Annotated in this window: 21 protein-coding genes; 9 read left to right on the forward strand and 12 right to left on the reverse strand. The window is 72.8% G+C overall.

Features of this window, described 5'->3' with window-relative positions; all coding sequences use genetic code 11:
• Positions 1-2: 2 nt before the first annotated feature.
• Genes EV284_RS04705 through EV284_RS32605 form a run of 3 tightly spaced genes read left to right on the forward strand, consistent with a single transcriptional unit; the run spans position 3 to position 3,045 of the window.
• On the forward strand, positions 3-914 hold the full coding sequence (locus tag EV284_RS04705) for a YegS/Rv2252/BmrU family lipid kinase (RefSeq protein ID WP_130330487.1): 912 nt from the start codon (positions 3-5) through the stop codon (positions 912-914).
• A 41-nt stretch (positions 915-955) separates the two neighbouring features.
• A complete protein-coding gene (locus EV284_RS04710) occupies positions 956-2,221 on the forward strand; it encodes a glycosyltransferase family 4 protein (protein ID WP_130330489.1) in 1,266 nt (421 codons plus the stop codon).
• Positions 2,218-3,045, forward strand: a complete 828-nt coding sequence (locus EV284_RS32605; protein WP_165425455.1) for a transferase — start codon at positions 2,218-2,220, stop codon at positions 3,043-3,045. Before EV284_RS04710 ends, EV284_RS32605 begins: the two co-directional genes overlap by 4 nt.
• Here EV284_RS32605 and EV284_RS04720 read toward each other — a convergent pair.
• Both EV284_RS04720 and EV284_RS04725 read right to left on the reverse strand, forming a co-directional pair.
• Complete coding sequence (locus tag EV284_RS04720; protein ID WP_130330491.1) at positions 3,029-4,966, reverse strand: cellulase family glycosylhydrolase; 1,938 nt, start codon at positions 4,964-4,966, stop codon at positions 3,029-3,031. The two genes, EV284_RS32605 and EV284_RS04720, sit on opposite strands and share 17 nt — an antisense overlap.
• 129 nt (positions 4,967-5,095) lie before the next feature.
• Positions 5,096-7,168 carry a SpoIIE family protein phosphatase gene (locus tag EV284_RS04725; protein WP_165425456.1) on the reverse strand — a complete coding sequence of 691 codons (2,073 nt, stop codon included), beginning with the start codon at positions 7,166-7,168 and terminating at the stop codon, positions 5,096-5,098.
• Positions 7,169-7,264: 96 nt separating this feature from the next.
• Between EV284_RS04725 and EV284_RS04730 the strand changes: the two genes are divergently transcribed.
• Positions 7,265-7,852, forward strand: coding sequence for a thioredoxin domain-containing protein (locus EV284_RS04730; protein WP_130330495.1), 588 nt, complete (start codon positions 7,265-7,267; stop codon positions 7,850-7,852).
• 107 nt (positions 7,853-7,959) lie between these two features.
• Complete coding sequence (locus EV284_RS04735) at positions 7,960-8,346, forward strand: NUDIX hydrolase (protein ID WP_130330497.1); 387 nt, start codon at positions 7,960-7,962, stop codon at positions 8,344-8,346.
• A 132-nt stretch (positions 8,347-8,478) separates the two neighbouring features.
• Here the strand turns inward: EV284_RS04735 and EV284_RS04740 are convergent, their stop codons facing one another.
• Both EV284_RS04740 and EV284_RS04745 read right to left on the reverse strand, forming a co-directional pair.
• Positions 8,479-10,989, reverse strand: a complete 2,511-nt coding sequence (locus tag EV284_RS04740; protein WP_130330499.1) for an ATP-dependent Clp protease ATP-binding subunit — start codon at positions 10,987-10,989, stop codon at positions 8,479-8,481.
• A 100-nt stretch (positions 10,990-11,089) separates the two neighbouring features.
• On the reverse strand, positions 11,090-12,838 hold the full coding sequence (locus tag EV284_RS04745) for an FUSC family protein (protein ID WP_130330501.1): 1,749 nt from the start codon (positions 12,836-12,838) through the stop codon (positions 11,090-11,092).
• 101 nt (positions 12,839-12,939) lie between these two features.
• On the opposite strand from EV284_RS04745, the gene EV284_RS04750 reads away from it, so the two are divergent.
• Entirely contained in the window at positions 12,940-13,581 is a 642-nt protein-coding gene (locus EV284_RS04750) for a DUF1345 domain-containing protein (RefSeq protein WP_130330503.1), read from the forward strand.
• On the opposite strand, the gene EV284_RS04755 is transcribed toward EV284_RS04750, so the two are convergent.
• The 7 genes from EV284_RS04755 to EV284_RS04785 all read right to left on the reverse strand — a co-directional run bounded on the left by EV284_RS04755 (position 13,582) and on the right by EV284_RS04785 (position 19,879).
• Positions 13,582-14,025, reverse strand: coding sequence for a molybdenum cofactor biosynthesis protein MoaE (locus tag EV284_RS04755; protein ID WP_130330505.1), 444 nt, complete (start codon positions 14,023-14,025; stop codon positions 13,582-13,584).
• Between the two features lie 54 nt (positions 14,026-14,079).
• A complete protein-coding gene (locus EV284_RS04760) occupies positions 14,080-14,355 on the reverse strand; it encodes a MoaD/ThiS family protein (protein WP_130330507.1) in 276 nt (91 codons plus the stop codon).
• Positions 14,356-14,400: 45 nt separating this feature from the next.
• Complete coding sequence (locus EV284_RS04765) at positions 14,401-15,606, reverse strand: molybdopterin molybdotransferase MoeA (RefSeq protein ID WP_130330509.1); 1,206 nt, start codon at positions 15,604-15,606, stop codon at positions 14,401-14,403.
• Positions 15,603-15,860, reverse strand: a complete 258-nt coding sequence (locus EV284_RS04770; protein ID WP_347402177.1) for a DUF6457 domain-containing protein — start codon at positions 15,858-15,860, stop codon at positions 15,603-15,605. Before EV284_RS04770 ends, EV284_RS04765 begins: the two co-directional genes overlap by 4 nt.
• A gap of 43 nt (positions 15,861-15,903) precedes the next feature.
• Positions 15,904-16,935 carry a GTP 3',8-cyclase MoaA gene (gene moaA / locus EV284_RS04775; protein ID WP_130330511.1) on the reverse strand — a complete coding sequence of 344 codons (1,032 nt, stop codon included), beginning with the start codon at positions 16,933-16,935 and terminating at the stop codon, positions 15,904-15,906.
• A 326-nt stretch (positions 16,936-17,261) separates the two neighbouring features.
• Positions 17,262-18,290, reverse strand: coding sequence for a cytochrome d ubiquinol oxidase subunit II (gene cydB, locus EV284_RS04780; RefSeq protein WP_130330513.1), 1,029 nt, complete (start codon positions 18,288-18,290; stop codon positions 17,262-17,264).
• Positions 18,291-18,313: 23 nt separating this feature from the next.
• On the reverse strand, positions 18,314-19,879 hold the full coding sequence (locus tag EV284_RS04785) for a cytochrome ubiquinol oxidase subunit I (RefSeq protein ID WP_130330515.1): 1,566 nt from the start codon (positions 19,877-19,879) through the stop codon (positions 18,314-18,316).
• 316 nt (positions 19,880-20,195) lie between these two features.
• Between EV284_RS04785 and EV284_RS04790 the strand changes: the two genes are divergently transcribed.
• Positions 20,196-22,496, forward strand: coding sequence for an FdhF/YdeP family oxidoreductase (locus tag EV284_RS04790; RefSeq protein WP_130330517.1), 2,301 nt, complete (start codon positions 20,196-20,198; stop codon positions 22,494-22,496).
• Positions 22,497-22,849: 353 nt separating this feature from the next.
• Positions 22,850-23,686 (forward strand): formate dehydrogenase accessory sulfurtransferase FdhD, encoded by an 837-nt coding sequence (gene fdhD / locus EV284_RS04795; protein WP_130330519.1) that lies wholly within the window; start codon positions 22,850-22,852, stop codon positions 23,684-23,686.
• Between the two features lie 45 nt (positions 23,687-23,731).
• On the opposite strand, the gene EV284_RS04800 is transcribed toward fdhD, so the two are convergent.
• Positions 23,732-24,667 (reverse strand): LysR family transcriptional regulator, encoded by a 936-nt coding sequence (locus EV284_RS04800; protein WP_130330521.1) that lies wholly within the window; start codon positions 24,665-24,667, stop codon positions 23,732-23,734.
• Between the two features lie 317 nt (positions 24,668-24,984).
• Between EV284_RS04800 and EV284_RS04805 the strand changes: the two genes are divergently transcribed.
• Positions 24,985-26,742 (forward strand): FUSC family protein, encoded by a 1,758-nt coding sequence (locus EV284_RS04805; protein WP_242625564.1) that lies wholly within the window; start codon positions 24,985-24,987, stop codon positions 26,740-26,742.
• The last annotated feature ends 28 nt before the right edge of the window (positions 26,743-26,770 follow it).

The following is a 26,770-nucleotide window of genomic DNA, read 5'->3' on the forward strand; positions in this document are numbered from 1 at the left end:
CGATGCGAGAGTTCACCGCCGTGGTCAACCCGACCGCGGGCGCCTCCACCGGGGCCGCCACGCTGCTCCAGGTGGCCCGGCACCTGCGCGAGGCCGGCGCCACCCTGGAGACCGAGTACAGCCACAGCCTCGCCCACGCCCGCGAGACCGCCCTGCGCGCCGGGGAGAACGGCCGGGTCGTCCTCGCCGTCGGCGGCGACGGCATGGCCGGGGGTATCGGGGGAGCGCTCAGCGGCACCGGCGCCGTGCTGGGGCTCGTACCCGCCGGACGCGGCAACGACTTCGCCCGCGCCCTCCGCCTGCCCTCCGACCCCGAGGCCCTCGCCGAGCTCCTGCTGCACGCCGAGCCGCGGCGCGTCGACACCATCGAGGTCGAGTCAGCCGTCCACCCCCGCACCGTCGTCCTCGGCAGCGTCTACGCCGGGGTCGACGCCCTCGCCAACCGGTACGCCAACCGGTCCCGCCTGCTGCGCGGCGCCGCCTCCTACTACGCGGGCGGCCTGCGCGCCGTGGCCACCTGGCGCACCGCCGACTACCGGATCACCGTCGACGGCGAGGAACAGCGCCACCGCGGCTACACCGTCGTCGCCGCCAACTCGCCCTACTACGGCTTCGGCCGCGCCATCGCCCCCGCCGCCGAACTCGACGACGGCCTCCTCGACATCGTGCTGATACGCGAGGCCCCGCGCCGGCTCTTCTTCACCCTGATGAACGAGCTGAAGACCGGCGCCCACCTCAGCCGCCCCGAGGTGCGGGTCCTGCGCGGACGTGAGCTGCGCATCGAGGCGGACCGGCCCGTGCCGTACGGGGCCGACGGCGAGGTGGAAGCCACCCTCCCCGTCACCGTCCGGGTCCGCCCCGCCGACCTGACCGTGCTCAGCCCCTCACCGGATCCGACGGCCACGAAGCGGTAACGTCTTGCAACCGCGGGTGCCTCGACAAGGTCTGGACCGGCATGAAGATCTCTTTCCTGCTCCACAGCGCGTACCCGATCGGAGGAACGATCACCACCACCTTCAACCTGGCCGGGGCACTCGCCGAACGCCATGACGTGGAGATCGTCTCCGTGTTCCGGAACCGGGAGCGCCCCACCTTCACGCTGGACCCGCGTGTCCGGCTGCGCCCCCTCATCGACCTGCGCGAGGAACAGGACCACCCGGCACACCGCGAACCGGCGCGCGTCTTCCCCCGCGCCGAAGGGCGTTACGCCGAATACAGCAGACTCAGCGACGAGCGGATCGCGGAACACCTGGCGACCACGGACGCCGAGGTCGTCATCGGCACCCGGCCCGGGCTGAACGTGCACCTCGCCCTCCAGGCGCCCGACCACGTCCTCCGCGTCGGCCAGGAACACCTGACCTGGGGTCATCACTCGCCACGGCTGCGCACCGTGCTCCGCCGCGCCTACCGCCGTCTCGATCTGCTCACCACCGTCACCGGCGCCGACGCGGACGCCTACGGACGCGGCGCCTGGCTGCCGGGCGTCCGCGTCGAGGCCGTGCCCAACAGCGTGCCCGACCCCGTGCTGCCGCCCTCGGACGGCCGCGGCCGACTGATCGTCGCCGCGGGCAGGCTGGTCCCGATGAAGGACTACGAAACCCTGATCCGCGCCTTCGCGCACGTCGCCGCCGCCCACCCCGACTGGCGGCTGCGCATCTTCGGCAGGGGAGAGGAGCGCGACCGGCTGCGCGCCCTCATCGAGGAGCTCGGCCTCAGCGACAGCGCCTTCCTGATGGGCGCCGCCGTGCCCATGGAGTCCGAGTGGGTCAAGGCGTCCATCGCCACCGCCTCCTCCCACTTCGAGCCCTTCGGCATGACCATCGTCGAGGCGATGCGCTGCGGGCTGCCGGTGGTCAGCACCGACTGCGCCCACGGACCCGGCGAGATCATCCAGGACGGCGTCGACGGACGGCTCGTGCCGGTCGGTGACCCGGACGCCTTCGGCGCGGCCCTGCTGGACCTCGTCCGCGACGACGAACGGCGCCGCGTCATGGGCAAGGCCGCCCTGGAGAACTCCCGCCGCTACGCGCCAGACATCGTCGTGGCCCGCGCCGAGCGCCTGCTGGCCGACGCGCTGGCCGCCAAGAAGGCCGGCCGCCGCCCGGCGCGCGCACCGGGGGCGGGACGCCACCGGCTGGCGGCCGCCGGACAGAGCGCCCACGACCTCGCGTACACGGCCGCCTCCACCGCACTGCACACCGTGCGCGGGTGGCGACGATGAGAACGACCAGCGACAAGGAGACCGGTGTGATCCGCGTGACCTGTGTGGCGCACGCCGACGGCAGCCTCACCTTCGACCTCCCGCTCTCCTCCCCGGGAAGCGCCGCCCACCTGCTGCTGAAGGCCCGGCCGCGCAAGGGCGTCCCCGACCCCGCCGCACGCCGCCTCCCGCTCGAGGCCGCGGGCGGGGACCGGGTCCGCGCCGTGCTGGACCCGGTGCCCGCGCTGGAGGAGGGCCGCTGGGACACGTTCCTGGTCCGCGAACCGGACGCCGTGCCCGAGCAGTTGACCGCCGGGCCGCTGGACCTGCGGGTCCTGGTCGACGGCGCGTGCCTCGACCGGCCGTCCCCGGTGGCGGTCCGCATCCCCTACCGGGCGCTGGACGGCTTCCTGGCCGTCCGCGCCTGGCTGCGTCCCGCGCACGCGGAGACCGACCGGATCGCGGTCGCCGGCCACGCCACCACCGTCACCGCCCGACTGCACGGCACCGAGCTGAGCGAGTCGGCCGTCGTCCGGTTGCGCGGGCGGGGCAGAGGCGCGGAGCGCACCGTCCGGCCGAGCACCGCCGGCGACGGCCGGGGCTTCACCTTCACGGTCGGCCACGCCGAACTCGCCGGCGGCGACGGCACGGACGTCCGCTACTGGGACGTCGACGTGGTGCCCGCCGCCGGCGCGGCCCCGGTGCGGGTGGGCCGGGTCCTGGACGACGTGGCGGACCGCAAGCAGTCGTTCGTCTACCCGGCCACGAACGCCGGTGGACGCCTCGTCCGCCCCTACTACACGGTCGACAACGATCTCTCCTTCGAGGTCACCGACCCCGGCTGACCCCGGCCTGCGGCAGGGTCCGGCACAGCAGCGCCGCCGGGCCCTGCCGGGCGCCGAGGCGGGTGGTGAAGGCGATCCCGGCCGCGTACTCGTCCACCGCGCACTGGCCCTTGTACGCGCCTTCGGCGAACTCGCCGCCCGCACCGTCCGAGGGCCGGTTGTCCGAGCGGTCGAACCACACGGTCCGCCCGCTCCCCCCGAGCGCCGGCCGGCCCGGTGCGCACAGCGCCGCCGACACCCGCTCCCCGCGCACGCTGTAGCCGATCAGGAACGCGCCGGACGGGCACTGCAGTTTGGTGTACCCGGACGCCCAGTCGCCGCCGGAGACGAACCGCTCGTCCTTGACGACGCTCTGCGCGCCGTCCGCCGCGCGGAGTCCGGCCGCCCCCGCGTCCGTGCACAGCCCGCGCCCGCCCGTGTGGCTCAGCCCGGTCAGCCGCAGCCCGTCCGGGCAGGCCGCCTTGTACGCCCCCGCGTCCCAGTCGCCGGTGCTGCGCACCCTGAGCGACTCCACCGCGTCCCCGTGGCCGGTGTCCAGCATCTTCCACACGGCGGCCGTCGCGACCTGCCCGGTCTTCCCCGGTGCGTCCATCAGATGCCGCCAGGCCGGGGCCCGCCAGTCGCCGGAGTCCAGGAGCCCGGAGCGGCGGCCGCCCTCGTCGTAGCGGAGCAGCGCCCAGTCGTCGTGGCCGTCGAAGCCGACGAGCGGCCAGTACGCGAAGTCGGCGTCGTGGTCGGTGAAGTAGTCGGTGATGTTGCCGAACCAGGCGCGGGTCGCCGGGTTGGTCTCCCCGGCCCCGGCGCCGAACTCGCTGATCCACACCGGCGCCGTGTAGTGGCGGCCCGACTCCTCCGCGAAGAACGCCTCGTCCGTGAGCGCCGCGTCCAACTCGTCGCGGGACAGGTCCTGGTAGCGGGCGTCGTGTGTCTCGCCGATGCCGGTGGCGCCGCTGTGCCGGGGGCCGGTGTAGCCGTAGAAGTGGGCCGAGTAGACCAGCTTGTGGGAGTCGACCAGGGTGTGGGAGAGCGTGCGGGCCGGGGTCAACTGCGGGCGTCCGTGCGGGAGTCCGTCGACCGGGACGCCGGTCCAGTTGATGCCCTCGATCACGATGAGCAGCGCGGGGTTGGCCTCGGTGAGGATGCGGTCGCCGGCCGTCCGGGCCGCCGCGTACCAGTCGTGGGCGTCGCCCAGGCCCCAGTTGGGGTCGTCCAGGATGTCCCGGCGTACCTCGTTGTACAGGTCGGCGCCGACGACGCCGGGCACGGAGGCGTAGCGGCGGGCCATGAACACCCAGTCGTCCGCCCACTGCTGCGTGGACTGGCTACTGTTCCAGCGTTCGTTGCCGTCGATACCGCAGCACCAGCGGGAGGTGTTGGTGTGGTTGTTCAGGATGACGGCGAACCCGGCCTGGCTGAGCGCGTCCACGACCGCGTCGTACACCTGGAGCGGGGTCCTGCCGCGCAGCTGCGGGTTGGCCGTGACCGCCGCGTCCGGTACGGGTGTCGTGCGGTGGACCAGCTCGTTGGAGAACGGCAGCCGGATGGTGTTGACGCCCAGCTCCCGGAAGTCGGCGAGCAGCCGGGCGATCGGGACCCGGTCGAGGCCGAGCGGGATGTCGTGCGCGTTCTGGCCCGCGTGGTGGGAGGCCGGGTCGTCCACGCTGCCGCTGCCGTTGTAGGAACCCTGTGCGCCGTCCCAGTTGGCGGCCTTCAGCCGGAACCGGTCGCCCCGGCTGTCCACGATGTACCGGCCCCGCGTCGACAGCGGGGCCGACCAGCCGGCCGCCGCCCGCGTCGCGGCGTGCGCGACCGGGTCCGGTGCCGGGACCGGTGCGGCGTGGGCCGTGACGGTCGCGCTGGAGGCGAGCAGCAGCCCGGCGGCGGTGGCGGCCAGGCGCAGGGAACGGGGAGCGGTCGGCATGGAGGCGGCCCTCGGCTGTGATGGGGGGTGGGAGCGCGGGAACGCGTGGAGCGCAGTGTCCACCACACCGCACCCGTCACGGAAGGCGCCCGGCGGCCGATCCCGTCACAGCCTTTCACACCTCAACACTCAGTCGTGGATGGGGAGTTCGGCCCAGATGGTCTTGCCCCGGTGCTCCCGCCGGGTGCCCCAGCGCTCGGTGAGCTGGGCGGTGATGGTCAGTCCGCGCCCGTGCTCGTCGTCGTCCTCGGCCTGCCGCAACTGCGGGGCGGTGCTGCTGTCGTCGGTGACCTCGATGATCAGGGCCTGGTCGCGGACCAGCCGCAGCCGGACCGGTCCCGCGGAGTAGCGGATCGCGTTCGTCACCAGCTCGCTGACCACCAGGGTCGCGGTGAACACGAGGTCCTCCAGATGCCAGTGCCTCAGCCGCTCCTCGGTGCGCTCGCGGGCCAGCGAGACCGCCTGCGGCTCGTTCGGCAGCGACCACGAGGCCACCTTGTCGGCGCCCAGGGTGAGGGTGCGGACGACCAGCAGCACCCCGTCGTCGGCCGGATGGTGCGGCGCCAGATCGTGCAGCAGGGCGTCGCAGATGTCCGGCAGGGGGCGGTCCCGTGGTTGCAACGCGCGTTCGAGCCGGGTGAGTTGGTCGCCGGCATCGGTCCTCGCGTCCCGCAGCAGCACCGGGTTGCACAGCACCATCAGCGTGCCCGCCGGCACGTCGAAGTGCGCCGTGCGGTAGCGGGGCGCGCCCCGGCCCAGCGCCGGGCCGACCGGGACCTGCGCGAAGGTCACCGGCTCGTCGGGCCGGGCCACGGCGGGCGGCGGATGGCCCGCGCTGGCCACCGTGCACCGGTGCGCCACCGGGTCGTAGACCGCGTACAGACACGAGGTGCCAGCGCGCAGGCTGTCCAGGGACTCGTCCGGGTGCCGCGACTCCTCGGCGTCCAGCCGGCCCACCAGGTCGTGCAGCCGCTCCAGCAGTTCCTCGGGCGGCAGGTCGAGCGAGGCCAGCGCGCCGATCGCGGCCCGCAGACCGCCCATGGTGACGGCCGCCCGGATGCCACGCGTGGGCGGCTCCCCGACGACCATCGCCACCCGTGCCCCGGACAGCGGGATGATGTCGAACCAGTCGCCACTGGTGCTGCTCGGCAGGTAGCTGTGCGCGGTGGCCACCGCACTGTGGCCCGAGACGTGCGCGGGCCGCAGACTCAGCTGGAGGATGCGGGCCACCGACCGCTCCCGCGTGTACAGCCGCGCGTTGTCCAGGCACAGCGCGGTGTGCCGCGTCAGCTCGGTGGCGAGGCGCAGGTCGTCCTCGGTGAACGGCGCGGTGCCCCGGCCCCGGTAGAACCGGGCCAGGCCCAGCACCCCGCCCCGCGCGGCGAGCGGCACCGCCATCCTGGAACGCGCGCCGTCGGCCTGCGCGACCTCCTGCCCACCGGGTCCGGCCGGCACCGTGTCGGGCTCGGTGATCAGCACGGGGCGCCCCCCGGTCAGCACCTCCTTGTACCGCGAGGTGAGCCCCGGCTCCATCACACAGCCGACCTCCGCCGCCCGGTGCCCGTTCGCCGCCCGCACCGACCGGTACCCGGCACAGCGCAGCAGCAGATCGCGCCCCAGCGACTCCACCGGCGGCACATCGCCCCGCAGCACGGCGTCCAGCACGTCCACCACGACGGTGTCGGCGAGGTCCGGCACGCCGATGTCGGCGAGTTCCTGCGCGGTGCGCACGGTGTCCAGGCTGGTGCCGATCCGGGCGTTCGCCTCCCGCAGCACGCTCAGCCGGACCCGCGCCCGGTGCCGCTCGGTGGCGTCCACCACGCTGAGCGCCACCCCGGGCAGCCCGCCGTCCGCTGCCCGCAGCCGGAACGCGGACAGCGCCAGCACCCGGTCCGGCGCGTCCGGCGTGGCCCCGCCCGCCACCTCCACGTCCCGCCGGGGCTCCCCGGTGGCCAGTACCTCGCGCAGCATCGCCTCCACCGGCTCCCGGTGCAGACTGGCCGCCCACTGCCGCAGCGGCTGCCCCAGCGCTCCGCCCAGCGGCAGCACGTCGAAGTCCCCCGCCGCCTCGTTGAAGCCCACCAGCCGCAGCGCGCCGTCGAGCACGTACAGCGGGTGCGGCGAGTCGGCGAAGAGCGCGTCGAGCACGGCCCTGTCCAGGTCACGGCCGCGATGCGGAGCCCTGCTGTGCGATGAGTCCACCCCTCCAGACTGCGCCCGCGAGCGGCGTCGTGTCGTCCCGACCGCACCCCGTGCGCACCGTTCGTGCGTCACGCCCATCTGTGCCAAGCTCGACACATGACTCCCGCGAACACGACCGGCGGCGAAGGCACCACGCTGTACTACGGCGACCTGTCCGCGCCGCACGTGCTCCAGGTCTTCCTGGAGATGCGCGACCGTGCCTCCGCCCGCATGGCCCAGACGCTCCTGGACACCATCCGCAAGGGCGCCGACGGCGGACAGTACGTGGTGAAGTTCCACTTCGCCGGGACGATGGACGACACCGTGGGCGGCAACGGCGACCAGAAGGCGCTGGGCGCGCTGGCCGCGGCGAGCGACGAGGGGCAGCAGCAGTTCATCGAGTACCTCGGCGCCCTCTTCGACAACCAGCCCTTCCCGCCCGCCGAGGACAAGTTCTCGCAAGGGGCGGTGCTGCTGTCGATCGCCGGTGACGTGGACGGCCTGCGCTCGGCCGACTTCGACCGCAAGGTCTCCGACGACACCTATCTGACCTGGGCCGGGGAATCCATCGCCACCTTCGAGTCCTTCGGGCTGCCCGGCACCCCGGCCGTCTGGTACGACAAGGAGAACATCCCGGTCACCACGGTCGAGGGCGAAGTGGACACCGACCCGCAGAAGTTCCTCGCCGCGATCAGGACGTCCTGACCGAGCCGGGTGCGCGCCCGCCCCGCTGGGTAGGGAACGGCCGTCCGGCCAGTGGGCCGGGCGGTCGACGCGCGTGCGGACCGGCGCGCGGGGGAGAGGACGGGGCGATGACTTCCGAGCGGGAGGCCGGCGGCCGGGTGCTGGCGGTCGCGGTGTACGACGGACGGCTGCTGCTGGTGACCCAGGGGGACGGCGGCCCCTGGACGCTGCCCTCCGGCACCGCCGAACCGGCCGAGACCCCGGGCGCGACGGCCGAGCGGGTCGTCTACGAACTCACCGGCTACCTCGTCGACGGCACCGAACCGCTCGGCCCGGCCGACGGCGAGTCCCCGGACGCCGTCCCGGCCGTGGTCTGCCAGTTGCTGACCGACTCGCCCTCCGGCGGGGCCTCGCTGCCGGCCGGGCAGATACGCTGGGTCGCCTTCGAGGAGGCCGAGCGGGACGCGCTGCCGCCGGCCGTGCGCACCTACCTCCAGGGCCACAGCCCGGTCTGAGCCGGCGGGAACGTCTCGCGGTCCACCAAGGGCGGTCTCGGCCCCCGCCCTTCGCGCGACCGGCACGCCCGCACCGTCGACGGCAGGGGCGGTACGGGCGTCTGTCCGTACCGCTCCTTCAGCCGTGCGGTGTCACTCGGCGGACGCGGGCTCGTCCGGCTCCGGGTGACGCACGCTCAGGTGCAGCGAGTCGTCCCGTACGTCGGCGACGATCGTGTCGCCCTCGCCGACGCCGCCGGACAGCACCAGCTCCGCGATCCGGTTGTCCAGCTCGGTCTGGATCGTGCGGCGCAGCGGACGGGCACCGAACTCCGGCTTGTAGCCGTGCGCCACCAGCAGCTTCTTCGCCGCCTCGGTGACCTCCAGACCGATGCCCTGCGCCCGCACCCGCTGGGCGCTGCGCGCCAGCAGCAGGTCGATGATGTGCCCGAGGTCCTTCTCGCCGAGCGCGTGGAAGACGATCGTCTCGTCGATCCGGTTGAGGAACTCCGGCGGGAAGTGCCCCTGGAGGACCGACTCCAGTTCGCCCCGGATCTCGTCCACCTTGCCCTGATGGGCGAGGATCAGCTGCGAGCCGATGTTGCTGGTCAGGATGATCACCGTGTTGCGGAAGTCCACGGTACGGCCCTGCGAGTCGGTCAGCCGCCCGTCGTCCAGCACCTGCAGCAGCGTGTGGAAGACGTCCGGGTGCGCCTTCTCCACCTCGTCGAACAGCACCACGCTGTACGGCTGGCGGCGCACCTTCTCGGTGAGCTGGCCGGCCTCGTCGTAGCCGACGTAACCGGGCGGGGAGCCGACCAGGCGGGAGACGGTGTGCTTCTCCTGGAACTCGCTCATGTCGAACCGGATCAGCCGGTCCTCGTCTCCGAAGAGCAGCTCCGCGAGCGCCTTCGCCAGCTCCGTCTTGCCCACACCGGTCGGACCGAGGAACAGGAACGAGCCCACCGGACGGTCCGGGTCGCCCATGCCCGCCCGGTTGCGGCGCACCGCCTGCGCGATGGCGAGGACCGCCTCGTCCTGGCCGACCACGCGGTCGTGCAGCGCGTCCTCCAGCTTGAGCAGACGCTCCTTCTCGCTCTCGGTCAGCTGCGCCACCGGGATGCCCGTACGGCGGGACACGATCTCCGCGATGTCGTTCTCGGTGACCGCGACCACGCCCTCGCGGCGCTCCTCGATCTGCGCGAGTTCGGTCTCGATCTCGGCGATGTGGTGCTTGAGTTCCTTGGCGCGGTCGAACTCCTCGGTGGCGACCGCCTCGTCCTTCTCCCGGTTCAGCCGGGCGAGGGAGTCCTCACGGTCCTGCACCTCCTTGGACTTGCCCCGCGAGCGCAGCCGCACCCGGGCACCGGCCTGGTCCAGCAGGTCGATCGCCTTGTCGGGCAGGAACCGGTCCGCGATGTACCGGTCCGACAGCTCGGCCGCCGCGACCAGCGCCGCGTCGCTGAACCGGACCTGGTGGTGCGCCTCGTAGGCGTCGCGCAGCCCCTCCAGGATCTGGACCGTCTCCTCGACGCTGGGCTCCGGCACCTTCACCGGCTGGAACCGGCGCTCCAGCGCGGAGTCCTTCTCCACGTACTTGCGGTACTCGTCCAGCGTGGTGGCGCCGACGACATGCAGCTCGCCGCGGGCCAGCGCGGGCTTGAGGATGTTCCCGGCGTCCATCGAGCCCTCGCCGCCGGAACCGGCGCCGACGACCGTGTGCAGCTCGTCGATGAAGAGGATGACGTCCTGGGAGGCCGACGTCACCTCGTCGATGACCTTCTTCAGCCGCTCCTCGAACTCGCCCCGGTACTTCGCCCCGGCCACCAGACCGGCCAGGTCCAGCTCGACGACCCGGCGCCCCTCCAGCGTGCGCGGCACGTCCCCGGAGACGACCCGCTGGGCGAGGCCCTCCACGATGGCCGTCTTGCCGACACCGGGCTCGCCTATCAGCACCGGGTTGTTCTTGGACCGGCGGGACAGGATCTCGATGGTCTGCTCGATCTCCTCGCCGCGCCCCACCACCGGGTCGAGCTTCCCGGCGCGGGCGTCGGCCGTCAGATCGCGTCCGTACTCGTCCAGCGTGGGCGTGCCGCTCGGCTCCTGCCGGGCCTCGGCCTTCGCGGCGGAACCGGCCTCGCGGGCCACCTTGCCGGTGTCCACGCCCAGATTGCGGGCCACCGAGGCGGCCTGGTCGTTGCCCGGGTCGAGCAGTGCCTGGAGGATGTGCTCCGGCCCGATGTACGAGGCGCCGGTGGCCTGCGAGCGCGCGTGCGCGCCGATCAGTACGCGCTTGGCGGCGGGGGTCAGGCCCGGCTCGGCCGAGGGGGTGCCGCTGCCCGAGGGCAGCGCCGCCTCCAGCTCCTTGGCGAGGTCGTCCGGGTCGGTGCCGGAGCGGGCGAGCAGGGTGCGGGACGGCTCGACCTGGGTGGCCGCCCACAGCAGATGCTCGGTGTCGAGGTCCTCGCTGCCGTCCTCGGCGGCACGCCGCGAGGCGCGGGCGATGAGTTCACGCGCGGAGTCGGTGAGCAGCCGGCCCACCGGAACGCGCTGCACCGCCGGGGGTGAGGACGCCGTGGACATGCCGAAGAAACGATTCAGTAGGTCGGAAAACGGGTCCGGCGATCCGAAGGACCCGAACGCACCCATAGGTGGCACTGACATACGAGCATCAGCCTCCTCTGTCTTCCCTCACGGGAACCCCACCTAATCACAGGGGAGTTGCGAAAATCCCCGGCAAGCGCACATCCGACCGCCGCCCGGATCAGCGGTGGAGAAGCCTCGCCAGCAGCAGATACGCGCGCTGCTCGGCCGCCGCCAGGGCCGCCGGATCGATTCCCGCCGACAGCAGTTCGCCCGCCGCCGCGTCGTCCGCCTCGCGCAACTCGACCACGCTGACGGCGAGATGGACCGGGATCACCGGATGCGGCGGCCGGGACCGGAAGGCCAGCGCCCGCTCGGCCCGCTCGGTCGCCTCGGTGCACTGCGCGAGCGCCCGCTCCACCCGCACCGCCGCCCGGTCGTGCACCACCAGCAGCGCGCACACCAGCCCGGTGACGATGCCGAGCAGGGACCCGAGCCCCCGGTCCACGATCAGCTGCTCCGGCGACTCCGGGTCGGCCAGATCGCTCAGCAGCAGCGCCAGCGGGGTCAGGAAGACCACGCCCAGGCCGTAGTTGCGCACGACCACGTACTCCATCAGGAACTCCAGCGCCACGATCACCAGCGCCAGCACCACCGGCGCCGGATGCCCGGCCAGCACCCCGAGCGCGATCATCAGGCCGAGCGCCGTGCCCAGGGTGCGCTGCACGGCTCGCTGGACCGTGGTGCGGACGTTGACCGAGTGCAGCACGGCCGCCGCCGAGATCGCCGCCCAGTAGCCGTGGCCCAGGCCGAGCGCCAGCGCGGCACCACCCGCCACCAGCGTGCCCAGCACCATCCGCAGCGCCGGGACCAGGAGCACCGACACCGGCTTGTGCCCGCCGGGCCGCCCCCGCACCAGCACCCACGCCCGCCGCGCCGCCGGATCGTCCGGCACCGGTGCGCGCGGCGAGAAGCGGCGGCCCGGCTCCGGAGGCAGCGAGGAGTACGCGGCCAGGTCGGCCAGCACCTGCGGACAGCGCTGGTGCCGGTCGGCCAGCATGCCCGCCTGGGTCCGCAGCAGCCTGGCCAGCTCCGGCGGGTCCCCGGGCGTGCCGCGCGTGGAGTCGACCAGCAGCGACCAGGACAGATCGGCCAGCCGGACACAGGTGTTGTCCTCACCGGGCCGCTCGGAGGTGGTCGGCGGGGCCAGCCCGAGCGAGTCGTACGCCTGGAGCACCGCCGCCGTCGCCCGGTGCCGCGAGCGGCCCACTCCGCCCCGCGCCGAGTCCAGCAGCTCGGCGAGCGCGCGCAGGGCCGCCGCCACCGACAGGCGCTGCGGCCGGTCGGGATGGACCAGGCGGCCCAGCAGCGCGAGCGCCCAGGCCGCCAGCGAACCCGCCGCGGCCATACCCGTGCGGGCGAGCACCTGGCCGGGCGTGGTCGTGGCGTTGGCGGCCACCGCGAAGGAGAACAGCAGCAGGATGGCGCCCAGGCCGCCGAGCCCGGTCGCGTCGCACACGTACTTGCACACGCCCGCCACCAGCGCGGTCGCCGTGACCACCACCGCCGCGCCCGCCACGCTGGACCAGGGACGCGCCACCGACGCCAGCGTCGAACCGAGGCCCACGCAGGCCGTCATGGCGAGCGCGACCCACGCCAGCACCCGCGCCCGGCGGCGGTAGGGCAGATTCCGGCCGAACGTCGTCGTGAACGCCCCGAGCATCCCGTACACCGCGAGGTCGGGACGGCCGGCCAGCACCGCCGGGAGGCCCGCGAGCGCCATCGCCAGGGCGGCGCGCACCGCGAACAGCAGCGCGCCGTCGACCCGCTGGAGGGCCAGCACCCCGCGCGGGAACAGCACGTGCCCGACGCCGGAGGTGTCCCACCGGCGCCCGCCGCCGGCGGGGGAGGAACGGCGCGAAGGGGGCATGTTCGGTGTATACCACCTGACCCGGCCGCGGTCCTGGTCGCCGGAAGCGGAGATGTCATCTGCCGGGCCGGATGCGGCGGACGGGGCTAGGGTGAGGCCGTATGAGCATGTGGCTGCCGTTGTCCGCGGTTCCCCGGCTCGGCGGCTGCCTCGCCGTCGGAGCGATCGCCGGCCTTGCTGTCGGCCTGACCGGCAATCCGGCGCCGCTGGCCATCCTGTCCGGTATCGCCGCCGTCGGCACCGTTTTCGTGGTCACCGGCTGGATCGTGCTGTGGCCCATGGACGCCGAGACCACCCGCGCCGACGCCCGCCGCGAGGACTTCCGGCCCGCCGTGGACGAGCTGGTGGTGGTCGGCGTCTCGCTGTGCGGGCTCGGGGGCATCGTGCTGATGCTGGTCGCGCACCGCTCCGGCGCCGACACCGGGGCCGCCGCGGCCATCGCGCTGCTCGGCGTCCTCATGGCCTGGGCCGCGCTGCACCTGATGTACACGACCCGCTACGCCTACCTGTACTACGGCCCGGCCCAGGGCGGCATCGACTTCAACTCCGAGCTGAAGCCCGCCTATCCGGACTTCTTCTACTTCAGCTACAACCTCGGCATGACCTACCAGGTCTCCGACACCAGCGTCTCGAACCCGTTGATCCGGTCGGTGGCGCTCCGGCACTGTCTGCTGTCGTACCTGTTCGGCATCAGCGTGCTGGCCACCACCATCAACCTGGTCGCGGGCGTCGTCACCGGCTGATCAGCAGGCGCCGACCCACTCCGTGGCGCCGTCCGTGAAGATCTGCCGCTTCCAGACCGGCACCTCGTGCTTGAGGGTGTCGATGAGCTTGCGGCACGCGGCGAACGCCTCCGCCCGGTGCGGGCAGGAGACAGCGGTGATCACCGCGATGTCCCCGATCGCCAGCAGACCCGTCCGGTGCACGGCGGCCAGCGCGCGCACCGGGAACTCAGCCGCGATCTCCTCGGCCACCCGGCGCAGCTCCGCCCCGGCGGAGGGATGGGCGCTGTACTCCAGGGACGACACCGACTTGCCGCCGTCGTGGTCGCGGACCGTGCCGACGAACAGCGCGGTACCGCCCGCCGCGTCGTCACCGACCGCCCCGTACACCTCGTCGAGGGAGAGCGGGGTGTCGCGCAGGCCGAGCAGGCGGATGGGGGAGGGGAACAGGGTGGGGAGCGACATGAGGTGATCCGGTTTCCGGGTGCGGGGGAAGGGGGTGGGCGGACGCGGGGCTGCTCAGCCGCCGGCGAAGGGCGGGAGCACCTCGACGACGGCGCCGTCCCGCAGGGTGACCGAGGCGTGGTCGCGGACGCCGACCGGGTCGCCGTCGACCAGGAAGGAGCAGACCCCCAGGACCTGTGCGAAGCGCGGCTCGTCCGCGTGGCGGGACCGCGCCTGCTCCAGTGCCTGGGCGAGGGTCCCCGCCCGGTAGGACTCCTCCGCCGTGCCGGCCGCGCCCTTGGCCGCGGCCCAGTAGCGGATGGTGCCGGTGGATGCCGTCTTCGTCTCCATGTCCTTCGCCTTCTCGGTGGTCGTGTCTGGGGTGATGGGGAGGGATCAGCCGGTGGGCAGCGGCAGCAGTTCCACCGCGTCCCCGGCCGCGGCTCCGCCGGGCGGCACCACGGCCAGCGCGTCGGCCAGGGCCAGCCCGCGCAGCATCGCCGGGCCGTCGTACGGCAGCGGTGCCACGCCGGTGCCCGCCGTACGCACCGGCAGCAGCCGGGTGTCACGAGGGTGGCCGGGGAGCGCCTCGGCGGTCACGGCACTGCGCGGCTCCGGGTCGGCGTGGCCGCCGAGCGCGCGCAGCAGGGGCGCGGCCAGGGTGGCCGTACCGGCCACGGCGGCCAGCGGGTTGCCGGGCAGCCCGACCAGGCGCCGGGTGCGGCCGTCGGCGGTGGCGGGCAGCTCGGCCAGCAGCATGGGGTGGCCCGGCCGTACCGAGACGGAGTCGACGATCAGCGGGGCGTCCAGCAGCCGCAGGGTCTCGTGCAGGAAGTCCACCGGCCCGGCCGCCGTGCTGCCGGTGGTGATCACCACGTCGGCGGGGGAGTGGGCCACGGCCTCGCGCAGCTCCGCCAGCCGGTCCGCCACCCGGTGCCGGCCGATCACCTCGGCGCCGAGACCGCGCAGCCAGGACGGCAGCAGCGGGCCGAGCGCGTCGCGTACCCGTCCGCCGCGCGGCACCCCGGCGTCCAGCAGCTCGTCGCCCAGGACGAACAGCTCCACGCTGGGGCGCCGGTGCACCACCAGCCGGTCGTAGCCGCTCGCCGCCGCGAGGCCCAGCACGGCCGGGGTGACACCGGTCCCCGCCGGGAGCAGCGGCTCACCGCTTACGCACTCCTGCCCGCGCGGGCGCACGTCGTGGCCCTCGGGGAGGGCGCCGGGGGTGGCGAGGTGGAGCAGGCTCGTGGACCGCTCCACCTCGCCGTGCTCGCGGCGCAGTACGGCGCTCGCCCCCGGCGGCAGCGGCGCGCCGGTGGCGATCGGTACGGCGGCGCCGGCCGCGAGCGGTGCCGGCCGCTCGCCGGCCAGCACGCCGCGTTCGCCCAACCGCCAGGGGGCGGGCCCGGACACGGCCCAGCCGTCCATGGCGGAGGTGGCGAACGGCGGCAGGTCCGTCAACGCCGTCAGCGGCTCGGCCAGGGCGTGGCCGAGCGCGTCCTCGAGGGTGCGCGGCACACCGGGCAGCGCGGGCCCCGCGGCGGCGCGCGCCAGGGAGCGGGCCCGCCGCCAGGACGGGTGGTGCGCCGGGAGGCCGGTCACAGCGCCGCCGCGCCGTTCTCACGCTCCGCGGCCCACTGCTCGGCCAGCCCGGTCACCCTCCGGTTCGCCTCCGACACCGCGTCGGCACCACCGGCCCGCAGCGCGGCCGCGTAGCCGACCAGGAAGGAGGTGATCGGGGCGGCCGGGCGGGCCACCTCGTGCGCGACCACCTTGGTCATGTCCAGCAGCTCGGCGATGTCGACATCGAGGTCGATGCCCAGCTCGGCCTTGGCCGCCGCGATCCATTCGTGCATCCGGTTCACTTCGTCGGTCCTCACTCGTGGGGTCGGTAGGGGCTCAGCCGCCGATGGCCGACATGGGCCGGTCGGGGCGGCGGAAGTCCGCGCTGTCGATGGCGTGGCCGGGGGCCTTGACGGCGATGCAGGAGCGCCAGGCGGTCTCCAGCGCGTCGTCGTCGGCGCCCGCCCGGAGCAGGGCGCGCAGGTCGGACTCCTTGGTGGCGAACAGGCAGTTGCGCAACTGGCCGTCGGCGGTCAGCCGTACCCGGTCGCAGTTGCCGCAGAACGGCCGGGTGACGCTGGCGATGACACCCACGCGGGAGTCCGTGCCGCCGATGTGCCACTCCTCGGCCGGGGCGTTGTCCTCGCGGGGCACGGGAGTGAGGGTGAAGCGCTCGCCGATCCGGTCCAGGATCTCGGCGGCGGTGACCATCTTCTCCCGCTCCCAGGCACCCTGGGCGTCCAGCGGCATCGACTCGATGAACCGCATCCGGTAGCCGTTCTCCACGGCGAACGCGGTCAGGTCCGCGATCTCGTCGTCGTTCACCCCGCGCACCGGCACCGCGTTGACCTTGACCGGGTCGAGACCGGCGGCGCGGGCGGCCCGCAGCCCCTCGAGCACGTCGGCCAGCCGGTCGCGCCGGGTGATGGCGGCGAACCGCTCCGGACGCAGGGTGTCCAGGCTGACGTTGACCCGGCCGAGCCCGGCCTCGCGCAGCGCGGCGGCGGTACGGGCGAGCCCGATGCCGTTGGTCGTGATGGACAGCGCGGGCGCCTTCGGAAGCGCGGACAGCCGGGCGACCAGACCGGGCAGCCCCCGGCGCACCAGGGGCTCCCCGCCGGTCAGCCGGACCTCGGTGATACCGAGTCGGCCGGTGGCGATGCCGACCAGGCGGACGATCTCGTCGTCGCTGAGCATCTCGTCCCTGGGCAGCCAGGCCAGCCCCTCGGCGGGCATGCAGTAGGTGCAGCGCAGGTTGCAGCGGTCGGTCAGGGACAGCCGGAGGTCGGTGTGGACGCGCCCGAAGCGGTCCACCAGCGGCTTCGGGGCGGCGGTGCCACTGTGCTGGTCGGTGAGCGGTCGGGACACGGGCCTGCCTTCTTCCTGTGCTGCCGGTCGGCGGTCGTACGGTGTGCGGTCCGCCCGCACCGGGCGGCGGTGGCGTGCTCCGGGTGGACGTGCGGTGCGCACCGGCCGCCCGGCACCGGGGACGCCGCCCGGCTCCACCAGGCGGGTCCGCGGCGCGCCGCGGCCGCGACGCCGGCGCGGCCGGGACACACTCCGATGATCATCACGGTCGGCGGCCCGGCCCCGGGACATCGCCACGCCGTCGGCCGTCGCCCCCCGGCCCGCGCGCGCGGCGCGGGCCCGGGTCAGACGGCGCAGGGCGCGGCACGTCATGGCGCGTCGGGTGTTCACGGCGCCACGCGGTGGCCCGGTGCGTGGGCGGCGACGGGGATGTGCTGGACGCCGATCCGCTTGCGGAACACCCAGTAGGTCCAGCCCTGGTAGAGCAGCACCAGCGGGGTGGCGAACCCGGCGACCCAGGTGATGATCCCCAGCGTGTACGAGCCGGCGGCCGCGTTGGTCGCGGTCAGGCTCCAGGCCGGGTTCAGGCTGGACGGCATCACCTGCGGGAACAGGGCGAGGAAGAGCATCGCGGTGGAGGCCACCACGCTCAGGCCGGAGGCGACGAACGCCCGCCCCTCGCGGGCGCCGAAGTTGAAGCCCAGCGACACCAGCACCGCGAGCAGGGCGACGGCCTCCGCCACCAGGCTGCGCACATTGCCGGTGTCGACCTGGGTCCAGGTCAGGAACGCCGCCAGCAGCAGGACGGACAGCACCCCGGCGGTCTGCGCCAGGTGCCGCGCCCGGTGCCGGATGCTGCCCACCGTCTTCAGCGAGGCGAACACCGCGCCGTGGAAGGTGAAGAGCACCGTCGTGGTCACGCCGCCCAGCAGCGCGTACGGCTGGACCAGTTCGGCGAGGCCGCCGTGGTACTCGTGGTCGGCGCCGATCGGCAGGCCGTGGACCAGAGCGGCGAACAGCACGCCCCACAGGAAGGCCAGCACCAGCGAGGTGACGAAGACGATCGCCTCCCAGTTGCGCTTCCAGCGCTCGCCGTCGCGCTTGTGCCGGTACTCGAAGGCCACACCGCGCAGGATCAGGCAGAGCAGGATGACGAACATCGGCAGGTAGAAGCCGCTGAACATCGTGGCGTACCAGTCGGGGAAGGCGGCGAAGGTCGCGCCGGCCGCGGTGACCAGCCAGACCTCGTTGCCGTCCCAGACGGGGCCGATGGTGTTGAGCAGGACGCGGCGCTCGGTCTCCCCGCGGGCGAGCACCCGGGTCAGGATGCCCACGCCGAAGTCGAAGCCCTCCAGGAAGAAGTAGCCGACCCACAGCAGGGCTATGACGAAGAACCAGAGGTCATGGAGATGCACGGTTCCGGACTCTCTCTCACTGATCAGTAGGCGAAGGCGAGCGGCTTGTCGGCGTCCCTCGGGGAGCCTTCGAGCGTGGAGTCGCCGCCGAGCTTGATGTCCCTGAGCGGTGGCCGCTCGGAGGTGACCGGACCGCCGCCCGCGTACTTCACCAGCAGCTTGAGTTCGACCACGGCGAGCGCGATGTACAGCAGGCTGAAGCCGATGAGCGTGACGAGCTGTTCGGTGAGCGAGACGTTCGGGGAGACCGCGTCCACGGTGCGCAGCAGGCCGGTGACGGCCCAGGGCTGACGGCCCATCGCGGTGAAGATCCAGCCGAAGGAGTTGGCGATCACCGGGAAGGCCAGGGTGAGGATGCCGGCCCGCCAGGCCAGCCCGCTCGCCACGGCGCCCAGCTCGCGGTTCCTGGTCAGCATCAGCCGGGGCACGTCGAAGGAGCCGGTGCGGTGCTCGGGGGCGAGCCAGAACTTCCGCCGCGTGAGCCAGAGTCCGGCCGCGCCGAGGCTGAAGGAGGTCATGCCGAACAGGATCATCGCCCGGAAACCCCAGTACGTCATGGGGACGTTGGGGATGTACTCGGCCGGTGAGCCGCCGTACGCGGCCGCCTCGGCCTTGGCCGTGTCGTTGATGCCGGGGACCGCCGAGTGGAAGTCCTTGTGCGCCAGGAACGAGAGCAGGCCGGGGACCTGGATGTCGACGCTGTTGCGCTGATGGGCGACGTCCGGGACGGCGAGGGCGGAGAAGGGGGCGGGTGCCTCCTTGTCCCACAGCGCCTCGGCGGCGGCCATCTTCATCGGCTGCTGCTCGAACATCACCTCGCCGAGCTTGTCACCGCTGATCGCGGTGCCCAGACCGAAGATCACGGCCAGCACCAGGCCGAGCCGCAGCGAGGTCCGCATGGCCGCGACCTGCTTGAGGTCGGTGGGCCGGCCCCGGCGCTGCAGCCGGGCCGCGCGCCACAGGTGGATGGCGGAGATGCCCATGACGAAGGCGGCGCCGGTGAGGAACGCGGCCGTCAGGGTGTGGGCGACCACCACGAGGTTGAGCTTCTGGAAGAGCACCGCGCCGATGTCCGTCAGATGCGCCTTGCCGGCCGCCTTGTCGAGGCGGAAGCCGACCGGGTTCTGCATGAAGGAGTTGGCGGCGAGGATGAAGTACGTCGACAGGATGGTGCCGATCGACACCATCCAGATGCACGCGCAGTGGACCTTCTTGGGCAGCTTGTCCCAGCCGAAGATCCACAGTCCGATGAAGGTGGACTCGAAGAAGAAGGCCAGCAGGGCCTCCAGGGCGAGCGGTGCGCCGAAGACGTCGCCCACGAAGCGGGAGTAGGCGGACCAGTTCATGCCGAACTGGAACTCCTGCACCAGCCCGGTGACGACACCCATGGCGATGTTGATCAGGAAGAGCTTGCCCCAGAACTTGGTGGCGTGGAAGTACTTCGTCTTGCCCGTGCGGACGTACGCCGTCTCCAGGCCCGCCGTGATCGCCACCAGGCTGATGGTGAGGGGCACGAACAGGTAGTGGTAGACGGTGGTCATCCCGAACTGCCATCGCGCGATGGTGTCCGGGGCCAATGCCAGGTACACGGCAGGTCTCTCCCGAATGTGAATTCTTGCTTGCTGTTCGTCGGCCAGCGTCGGGCAATTTGTCGCCCGAGTCAAAGAGGGGTGGTCGATGGGGTAATAGGCGGTAGTTATCCATGCCTCGAGGGGTGCCTGCCTCGCCAGCATCATGCCTGGTCACAGCCGTTCTGGGAAATGTGCGATGCTTCGGAAGGCGCGTGGAACCGGAAGATAAGCGGTACCTATCGCGTGATCGACACGGCCTCTTTGACTTTCCTTCCGGAAACCAAAGAAAATGCCGTTCGGCGGGATTCGTATTCACGAAAGAGGCAGACACACCATGAGCAGCAGCATCGAGGACCCGATCGACGAACTGACGGTCACGCCTCCCAAGACGTGGGCGACGGGTGTCCCGGCCGTGACGCACGCGCTGGAGTACTCGCTCAGCCAGACCTCCCCGCGGCGCACCATGCTCACGCTGCTGAACATCAACCAGGTCGACGGCATCGACTGCCCCGGCTGCGCCTGGCCCGAGGACAAGAAGCGGCACTTCAACGAGTACTGCGAGAACGGCGCCAAGCACATCAACGACGAGGCCACCTCGCGCCGCGTCACCCGGGAGTTCTTCCAGCAGTACTCGATCGCCGAGCTGGACTCGAAGTCCGACTACTGGCTCAACCAGCAGGGCCGGCTCACCGAGCCCATGGTGAAGTGGCCCGGCGCCACCCACTACGAGCCCATCAGCTGGGAGAAGGCGTTCGAGGTCCTGGCGAAGGAGCTGAAGCAGCTCGCCTCGCCCGACGAGGCCATGTTCTACGTCTCGGGCCGCCTGAACAACGAGGCCGCCTTCCTCCTCCAGCTGTTCTCCCGCGCGTTCGGCACCAACAACCTCCCCGACTGCTCCAACATGTGCCACGAGTCCACCGGCTGGGGTCTCGGCGCCGCGCTCGGCATCGGCAAGGGCAGCGTCTCGCTGGACGACATCCACCACTCCGACCTGATCTTCCTGGTCGGCCAGAACCCCGGCACCAACCACCCGCGCATGCTCGCCGCGCTGGAGGAGACCAAGCGCAACGGCGGCGAGGTCGTCGCGGTCAACACCCTCCCCGAGGCCGGCCTGATGCGGTTCAAGCACCCGCAGAAGGCGCGCGGTGTGATCGGCAACGGCACCCAGATCGCCGACCAGTTCGTGCACATCCGCGCCGGCGGCGACATGGCCCTCTTCCAGGGCCTCAACAAGCTGCTGCTGGACGCCGAGGACGCCGCGCCGGGCACCGTGCTCGACCACGCGTGGATCAACAGGAACTCCCGCGGTTTCCAGGAGTTCGCCGAGAGCGTCCGCAAGATCTCCTGGGACGACATCCTCCTCGCCACGGGCCTGACCCTGGACGAGATCAAGGAGGTCCACGAGCGGGTCATGAGGAGCAAGAGCGCCATCGTCTGCTGGGCGATGGGCGTGACCCAGCAGAAGCACGGCGTCGCCACCATCCGCGAGATCGTCAACTTCCTGATGCTGCGCGGCAACCTCGGCAAGCCCGGCGCCGGTGTCTGCCCCGTCCGCGGCCACTCCAACGTGCAGGGCGACCGCACCATGGGCGTCTGGGAGCAGATGTCCGACGCGTTCCTGGACGCGCTCGGCCGCGAGTTCGGCTTCGAGCCGCCCCGCCACCACGGCTACGACGCCGTGCAGGGCATCCGCGCGATGCACGAGGGCAAGGCCAAGTTCTTCCTCGGCGTGGCCGGCAACTTCGTCCGCGCCACCCCGGACAGCGAGTACACCGAGCAGGCCATGCGCAACTGCTCGCTGACCGCGCACATCTCGACCAAGCTCAACCGCTCCCACACCGTCTGCGGCGACACCGCGCTGCTCCTGCCCACCCTGGGCCGCAGCGACCGGGACATGCAGAACGGCGTCGAGCAGTGGATCACCGTCGAGGACTCGATGAGCGACGTCCACCGCTCGCACGGCAAGCTGCCCCCGGCCTCCAAGCACCTGCTCAGCGAGGTCGCCATCATCAGCCGCCTGGCGATCGCCACCCTCGGCGACAAGTACGGCATCCCCTGGAAGAGCTTCGAGGCCGACAACGACCGGATCCGTGACCGGATCTCGCGCGTCGTCCCCGGCTTCGAGAACTTCAACGAGCGCATCCGGCAGCCCGGAGGCTTCAACCTGCCGAGCCCGGTCAACAGCGACACGTTCCCGACCCCCAGCGGCAAGGCCGAGTTCTGGGCCAGCCGGTTCGAGATGCCGCACGTGCCCGCCGGTCACCTGCTGCTGCAGACGCTGCGCTCGCACGACCAGTGGAACACCATCTGGTACGCGCCCAACGACCGCTACCGGGGCATCCACAACGCCCGCCGGGTCGTCATGGTCAACCCGGCCGACCTGGAGCAGTTCGGCTTCCGCGACGGCGACATGGTCGACCTGGTGAGCGTGTGGACCGACAAGGAGCGCCGCGCCGAGTCCTTCAAGGTCGTCGCCTACCCGACGAGCCCCGGCTCCGCCGCCGCGTACTACCCGGAGACCAACGTGCTCGTCCCGCTGGACAGCGTCGCCGACATCAGCAACTGCCCCACCTCCAAGGGCGTGCTGATCCGGCTGGAGCCGTCCCGCATCCCGGCTCCCGGCCTCGCCGGCTGATCCGGCCCCCGGCTCCCCTCCCGACGGTCCGGGAGGGGAGGCGCACCGCGGATGGCCCGGTACCCGCTCCCCCGGCGGCACCGGGCCATCCGCGGCTGCCCACCGCACCCCGCGTCCCGCGCCCGCACCTCCGGCCGGGCCGCCACGCCAGTACGTCCGCCCTCTCCTCGTGCCACGGTGTCACCTAGAGTGGATTTCCCACGCCACCGCTGCATGCCGTCACCACAGGAGCCCGGCGGGCCCGGGCCACGGCCCGGCCGCCGACCCGACAAGCCGACCCCACCCCACCGCCACACACCGGCTCCGGCGGCGACGACAACCGCGGCCCGGAGCCCGAGGAGAGGAAGAAGACCATGGGACGAGTGACCGTCCGGCGTCGAGTGCTCCGCATCCGCGACGGCGCGTCCTCGCACCGCCCGGACACCCTGGCGGCCGAGGAGCCGATGGAGATCCGCGTCGGCGGCCGCCCGCTCACGGTGACCATGCGCACCCCCGGCGACGACTTCGACCTCGCCGCCGGCTTCCTGGTCAGCGAGGGCGTCGCGCACGCCGAGACCGACGTGGCGGGCATCCGCTACTGCCTGGGCGCCACCGACGACGGCAGCAACACCTACAACGTGGTCGACGTCGTCCTCGGCCCCGGCGTCGAGGCCCCCGACGCCTCCCTGGAGCGCAACTTCTACACCACGTCCTCCTGCGGCCTGTGCGGCAAGGCCAGCCTGGACGCGGTGCGCACCGTCGCCGCCTGGTCCGTCGCCGACGACGAGCTGCGCATGAGCCCGGAGATGCTGGCGACCCTGCCCGAGAAGCTGCGCGCCGCGCAGAAGGTGTTCGACAGCACCGGCGGCCTGCATGCGGCCGGGCTCTTCTCCTCAGAGGGCGAACTGCTCTGCCTGCGCGAGGACGTGGGTCGCCACAACGCCGTCGACAAGGTCGTCGGACACGCCCTGCGCTCCGGGATGCTCCCGCTGCGCGGCTGCGTCCTGATGGTCAGCGGCCGGGCCTCGTTCGAGCTGGTCCAGAAGGCGGTCATGGCCGGCATCCCGATGCTCGCCGCCGTCTCCGCGCCGTCCTCGCTCGCCGCCGACCTCGCCGCCGAGAGCGGCCTGACCCTGGTCGGCTTCCTGCGCGGCGACTCGATGAACGTCTACACCGGCGCCGAACGCCTGGAACCGCAGCCCGTCGCCTGACCCGCCCCGGTGGCCGCGCCGATACGGGCGCGGCCACCGGTGGTGCTACGAGAGCGGCAGCGCGGGACCGCCGGGCAGCCGCTCCAGGGCGCCGGCCACGTCCGTCTCCGTGGCGACCTCGGTCAGCGCGCGGGCCATCACCGACCCCGGCTGCTGGGACGTCGTCACCAGGCCCACCGGCACCGTCCAGTCCGGCTCCACCAGCGGCACCGCGCGCATGCCGTGCGGCACACCGAACACATGCAGCCAGGCGTGCGGGACGACGCTCGCCCACCGGCCGGTCCTGACGTGCGCGAACAGCGCGGCGACGGAGTCGGTCTCCACCCGGGGCGTCGGCTTCGCCCCCGCCTTGGCGAACACGTCGTCCAGCACCCGCCGGCCCTGCATCGACTCGTTCAGCAGGCACAGCGGGAGCCGGGCGGCCTCCGCCCAGGTCGCCGTCGACCGATGCGCCAGACCGTCGGCCGCGGTGATCAGCAGCACATAACGTTCCTCGTAGAGCGGAATGGCGTGGAAATGCCCCGAGAGTTCTTCCGGAAGATACGTGATTCCGGCGTCGATCTCGAAATTCTGGAGCTGGCGGAGAATGTCCTGGGACTGGAGGTCCGCTATCACTTCCACGGTGACCAGCGGATGCTCCGTGCAGAACGGACCCGTCAGCAGCGAGACGGCCGCGGACGCGGTCGGCACCGAGCCGATCCGCATCCGGCCACTGAGCCCGCAGCGCAGGGCACCGACCTCGTCCCGCAGCGCGTCGCGGTCGGCGAGGATCCGCTGCGCCCACACGACGATGCGCTCGCCCTCCGGGGTAAGCCCCTCGTACTTGCGGCCGCGCCGGACCAACGGCACGTCAAGCTCGTCCTCCAGCTTGCGGATCGCCTCGGAGAGCGCGGGCTGGGAGACGGAGCACGCCTGGGCGGCGCGGGCGAAATGGTGCTCCCTCGAGAGAGCGACGAGGTATTCGAGTTGGCGAAACAGCACGTCATGGGTGTACCCGACCGCTGACCGAAAAGCCAATCGGCCCAGCGGCCCGCCCGGCCGGGGTCCCCGCCCGCCGGCCCCGTCCGGGGCGGCCCCGGCGGGGGGCCGGAGGGCCGCTTCCGCCGAGTGCGGACCGTACCCGAATTCACACCGTGATGTTCTTCCCCTCGGAATTGTCCGGCAATTCGCCGAGTGTAATGCGAGAGGGCGCTCGCCCCTCCCCGATTTGCTAGAGTTAGTGATCTATGAAACGCGGCAACACCTCTCAGCTCATCGCTGGACTGGCCCGTGTTCTCTCGCCACGTGGCTCATTCGCCATGGCCAAGGTCAGCGGGGCGCTCCCTTTCGCGCTGCGGGCCGCGCTCACCATGGCGCTGCCCACCCTGCCGCTGGTGCTGCTCGGGCACCCGGACCTCGCCGTCTTCCCGGCGCTCGGCGCCTTCACCATCACCTTCGAGCGCAGCCTGCCGCTGCGCCGCCGCAGCCGGCTCCGGGTGCTCGCGCTGGTCGCCCTGGCGATGACGGCCGCCGTGGGGCTCGGCTCGCTGCTCGCCGTCTGGGTGGGCCCCTCCGGCCCGTGGAACCAGGGGCTCGCCGCCGTGGTGGGCATGGCCGCGGTCGCCGGACTCGCCAAGTTCGGCTGTGACTACGCCGGGCTGCGGGGCCTCGGGGCCGTACTCATCCTGGTCGCCTTCGCCGTCACGGCCGAGGGGACGCCCGCCCTCACCGACGTGCTGCCGCACACCGCGCTCACCGCGCTCGGCGCGGCCATCGCCTGGCTGGTCTGCCTGCCCAACTCCCTCCAGCCGCAGCGGCTCCAGCGGCTCGCGCTCGCCGACGCCCTGGAGTGCTTCGCCCGCGCCCTGGAGGCAGCCGGGCCGATCGAGACCTCCAAGGCCCGCCACCAGGCCGTGGTCGCCGCCCTGCGCGCCCACCACGCGCTCAACGACTCCGACGACGACGTCCTCGGCCTCACCCGCCGGGCCCCTGGACGCCCCGCCCCCGCCGGCTACTCCGCCGACTACGTCTGGGCCCTGCTCACCACCGACACCTGGCGCGACGCCGAGGGCGAGGTCGTCGCCCGGCACCTGCGCGAACAGGCGCGGATGCTCTCCGACCGCCGCTGGCACACCCTGCTCCCGCTGCCCGAGGAACTGTTCGAACCCCACACCGGCGACAGCGCCCCCGCCCGGACCGCCCCCGTCGTCCCCGCACCGCCCGCGAGCCGCCCGCCGGCGACGCTCCCCGCCCCGGCCGCGCACGCCGGCGGCGAACGGCCCCGGCCGCGCGGACGGCGCCGCCGCAGGGCCGCCGCCTTCCTGCCGACCGCCGTGCGGACCTTCGTCGGCACCGCGGCCGCGGGCGGGATCGCCCTCTTCCTCGGCGTCGGCCACAGTTACTGGGCCGCGATCTCCGCCGCCGCCGTGCTGCACTCCGTCAACGTGTGGAGCACCATGCAGCGGGCCGTGCAGCGCACCCTGGGCACCGCCATCGGCCTGCTGCTGACCAGCGCCGTCCTCGTCCTGCACCCCGGCCCGGTGGCGATCGTCTGCCTGATCATCGTCTTCGAGTTCTTCCTGGAGTACGTCGTCGCCCGCAACTACGGTCTCGGCGTCGTCTTCCTCACCCCGCTCGCGCTGCTGCTCAGCGAACTCTCCTCGCCCGTCTCCGCCTCCCGGCTGCTGCACGACCGCGTCATCGGCAGCGGCATCGGCATCAGCGTCGGCCTGGTCTGCGCCCTGCTGCTGGTGCACGGCCGGGCCGCCGTCCGGATGCGGGAGGCGCTGCACCTGTGCACGGTCGTCTCCGACCAGGCCGAGCACGCCCTGCACAGCACGGCCGCCCGGCGCCGGGTCGCCCAGGTGCAGCTGGCCGCGTCCGCCGTCGAGCTGTACGAGGCGAAGGAGGCCGCGAGCGGCGAACTGCGGCCCACCGGCGTCGACCCCGCCGCCGTCACCGCCGCCGAGCACCGCGCGTACGACCTGCTGGGCCGGCTCAGCCGCGCCGTGCTCGCCGACGACCGGGCCAGACGCGGCCGGGGCCGCAGACGCCCCGGAGCCGCTCGTCCCTCATGAGTCGCAAAGGCTCAGCTTTACTTCCACA

The sequence above is a fragment of the Streptomyces sp. BK022 genome, from assembly GCF_004217355.1.
Lineage (GTDB): Bacteria > Actinomycetota > Actinomycetes > Streptomycetales > Streptomycetaceae > Streptomyces > Streptomyces griseoluteus.

Bases quoted from the DNA above. Each gene is read 5' to 3' on its own strand.
- EV284_RS04705 (WP_130330487.1), top strand. From the start codon at position 3: ATGCGAGAGTTCACCGCCGTGGTCAACCCGACCGCGGGCGCCTCCACC.
- EV284_RS04710 (WP_130330489.1), top strand. From the start codon at position 956: ATGAAGATCTCTTTCCTGCTCCACAGCGCGTACCCGATCGGAGGAACG.
- EV284_RS32605 (WP_165425455.1), top strand. From the start codon at position 2,218: ATGAGAACGACCAGCGACAAGGAGACCGGTGTGATCCGCGTGACCTGT.
- EV284_RS04720 (WP_130330491.1), bottom strand. From the start codon at position 4,966: ATGCCGACCGCTCCCCGTTCCCTGCGCCTGGCCGCCACCGCCGCCGGG.
- EV284_RS04730 (WP_130330495.1), top strand. From the start codon at position 7,265: ATGACTCCCGCGAACACGACCGGCGGCGAAGGCACCACGCTGTACTAC.
- EV284_RS04735 (WP_130330497.1), top strand. From the start codon at position 7,960: ATGACTTCCGAGCGGGAGGCCGGCGGCCGGGTGCTGGCGGTCGCGGTG.
- EV284_RS04740 (WP_130330499.1), bottom strand. From the start codon at position 10,989: ATGTCAGTGCCACCTATGGGTGCGTTCGGGTCCTTCGGATCGCCGGAC.
- EV284_RS04745 (WP_130330501.1), bottom strand. From the start codon at position 12,838: ATGCCCCCTTCGCGCCGTTCCTCCCCCGCCGGCGGCGGGCGCCGGTGG.
- EV284_RS04750 (WP_130330503.1), top strand. From the start codon at position 12,940: ATGAGCATGTGGCTGCCGTTGTCCGCGGTTCCCCGGCTCGGCGGCTGC.
- EV284_RS04755 (WP_130330505.1), bottom strand. From the start codon at position 14,025: ATGTCGCTCCCCACCCTGTTCCCCTCCCCCATCCGCCTGCTCGGCCTG.
- EV284_RS04760 (WP_130330507.1), bottom strand. From the start codon at position 14,355: ATGGAGACGAAGACGGCATCCACCGGCACCATCCGCTACTGGGCCGCG.
- EV284_RS04770 (WP_347402177.1), bottom strand. From the start codon at position 15,860: ATGCACGAATGGATCGCGGCGGCCAAGGCCGAGCTGGGCATCGACCTC.
- EV284_RS04790 (WP_130330517.1), top strand. From the start codon at position 20,196: ATGAGCAGCAGCATCGAGGACCCGATCGACGAACTGACGGTCACGCCT.
- fdhD (WP_130330519.1), top strand. From the start codon at position 22,850: ATGGGACGAGTGACCGTCCGGCGTCGAGTGCTCCGCATCCGCGACGGC.
- EV284_RS04805 (WP_242625564.1), top strand. From the start codon at position 24,985: ATGGCCAAGGTCAGCGGGGCGCTCCCTTTCGCGCTGCGGGCCGCGCTC.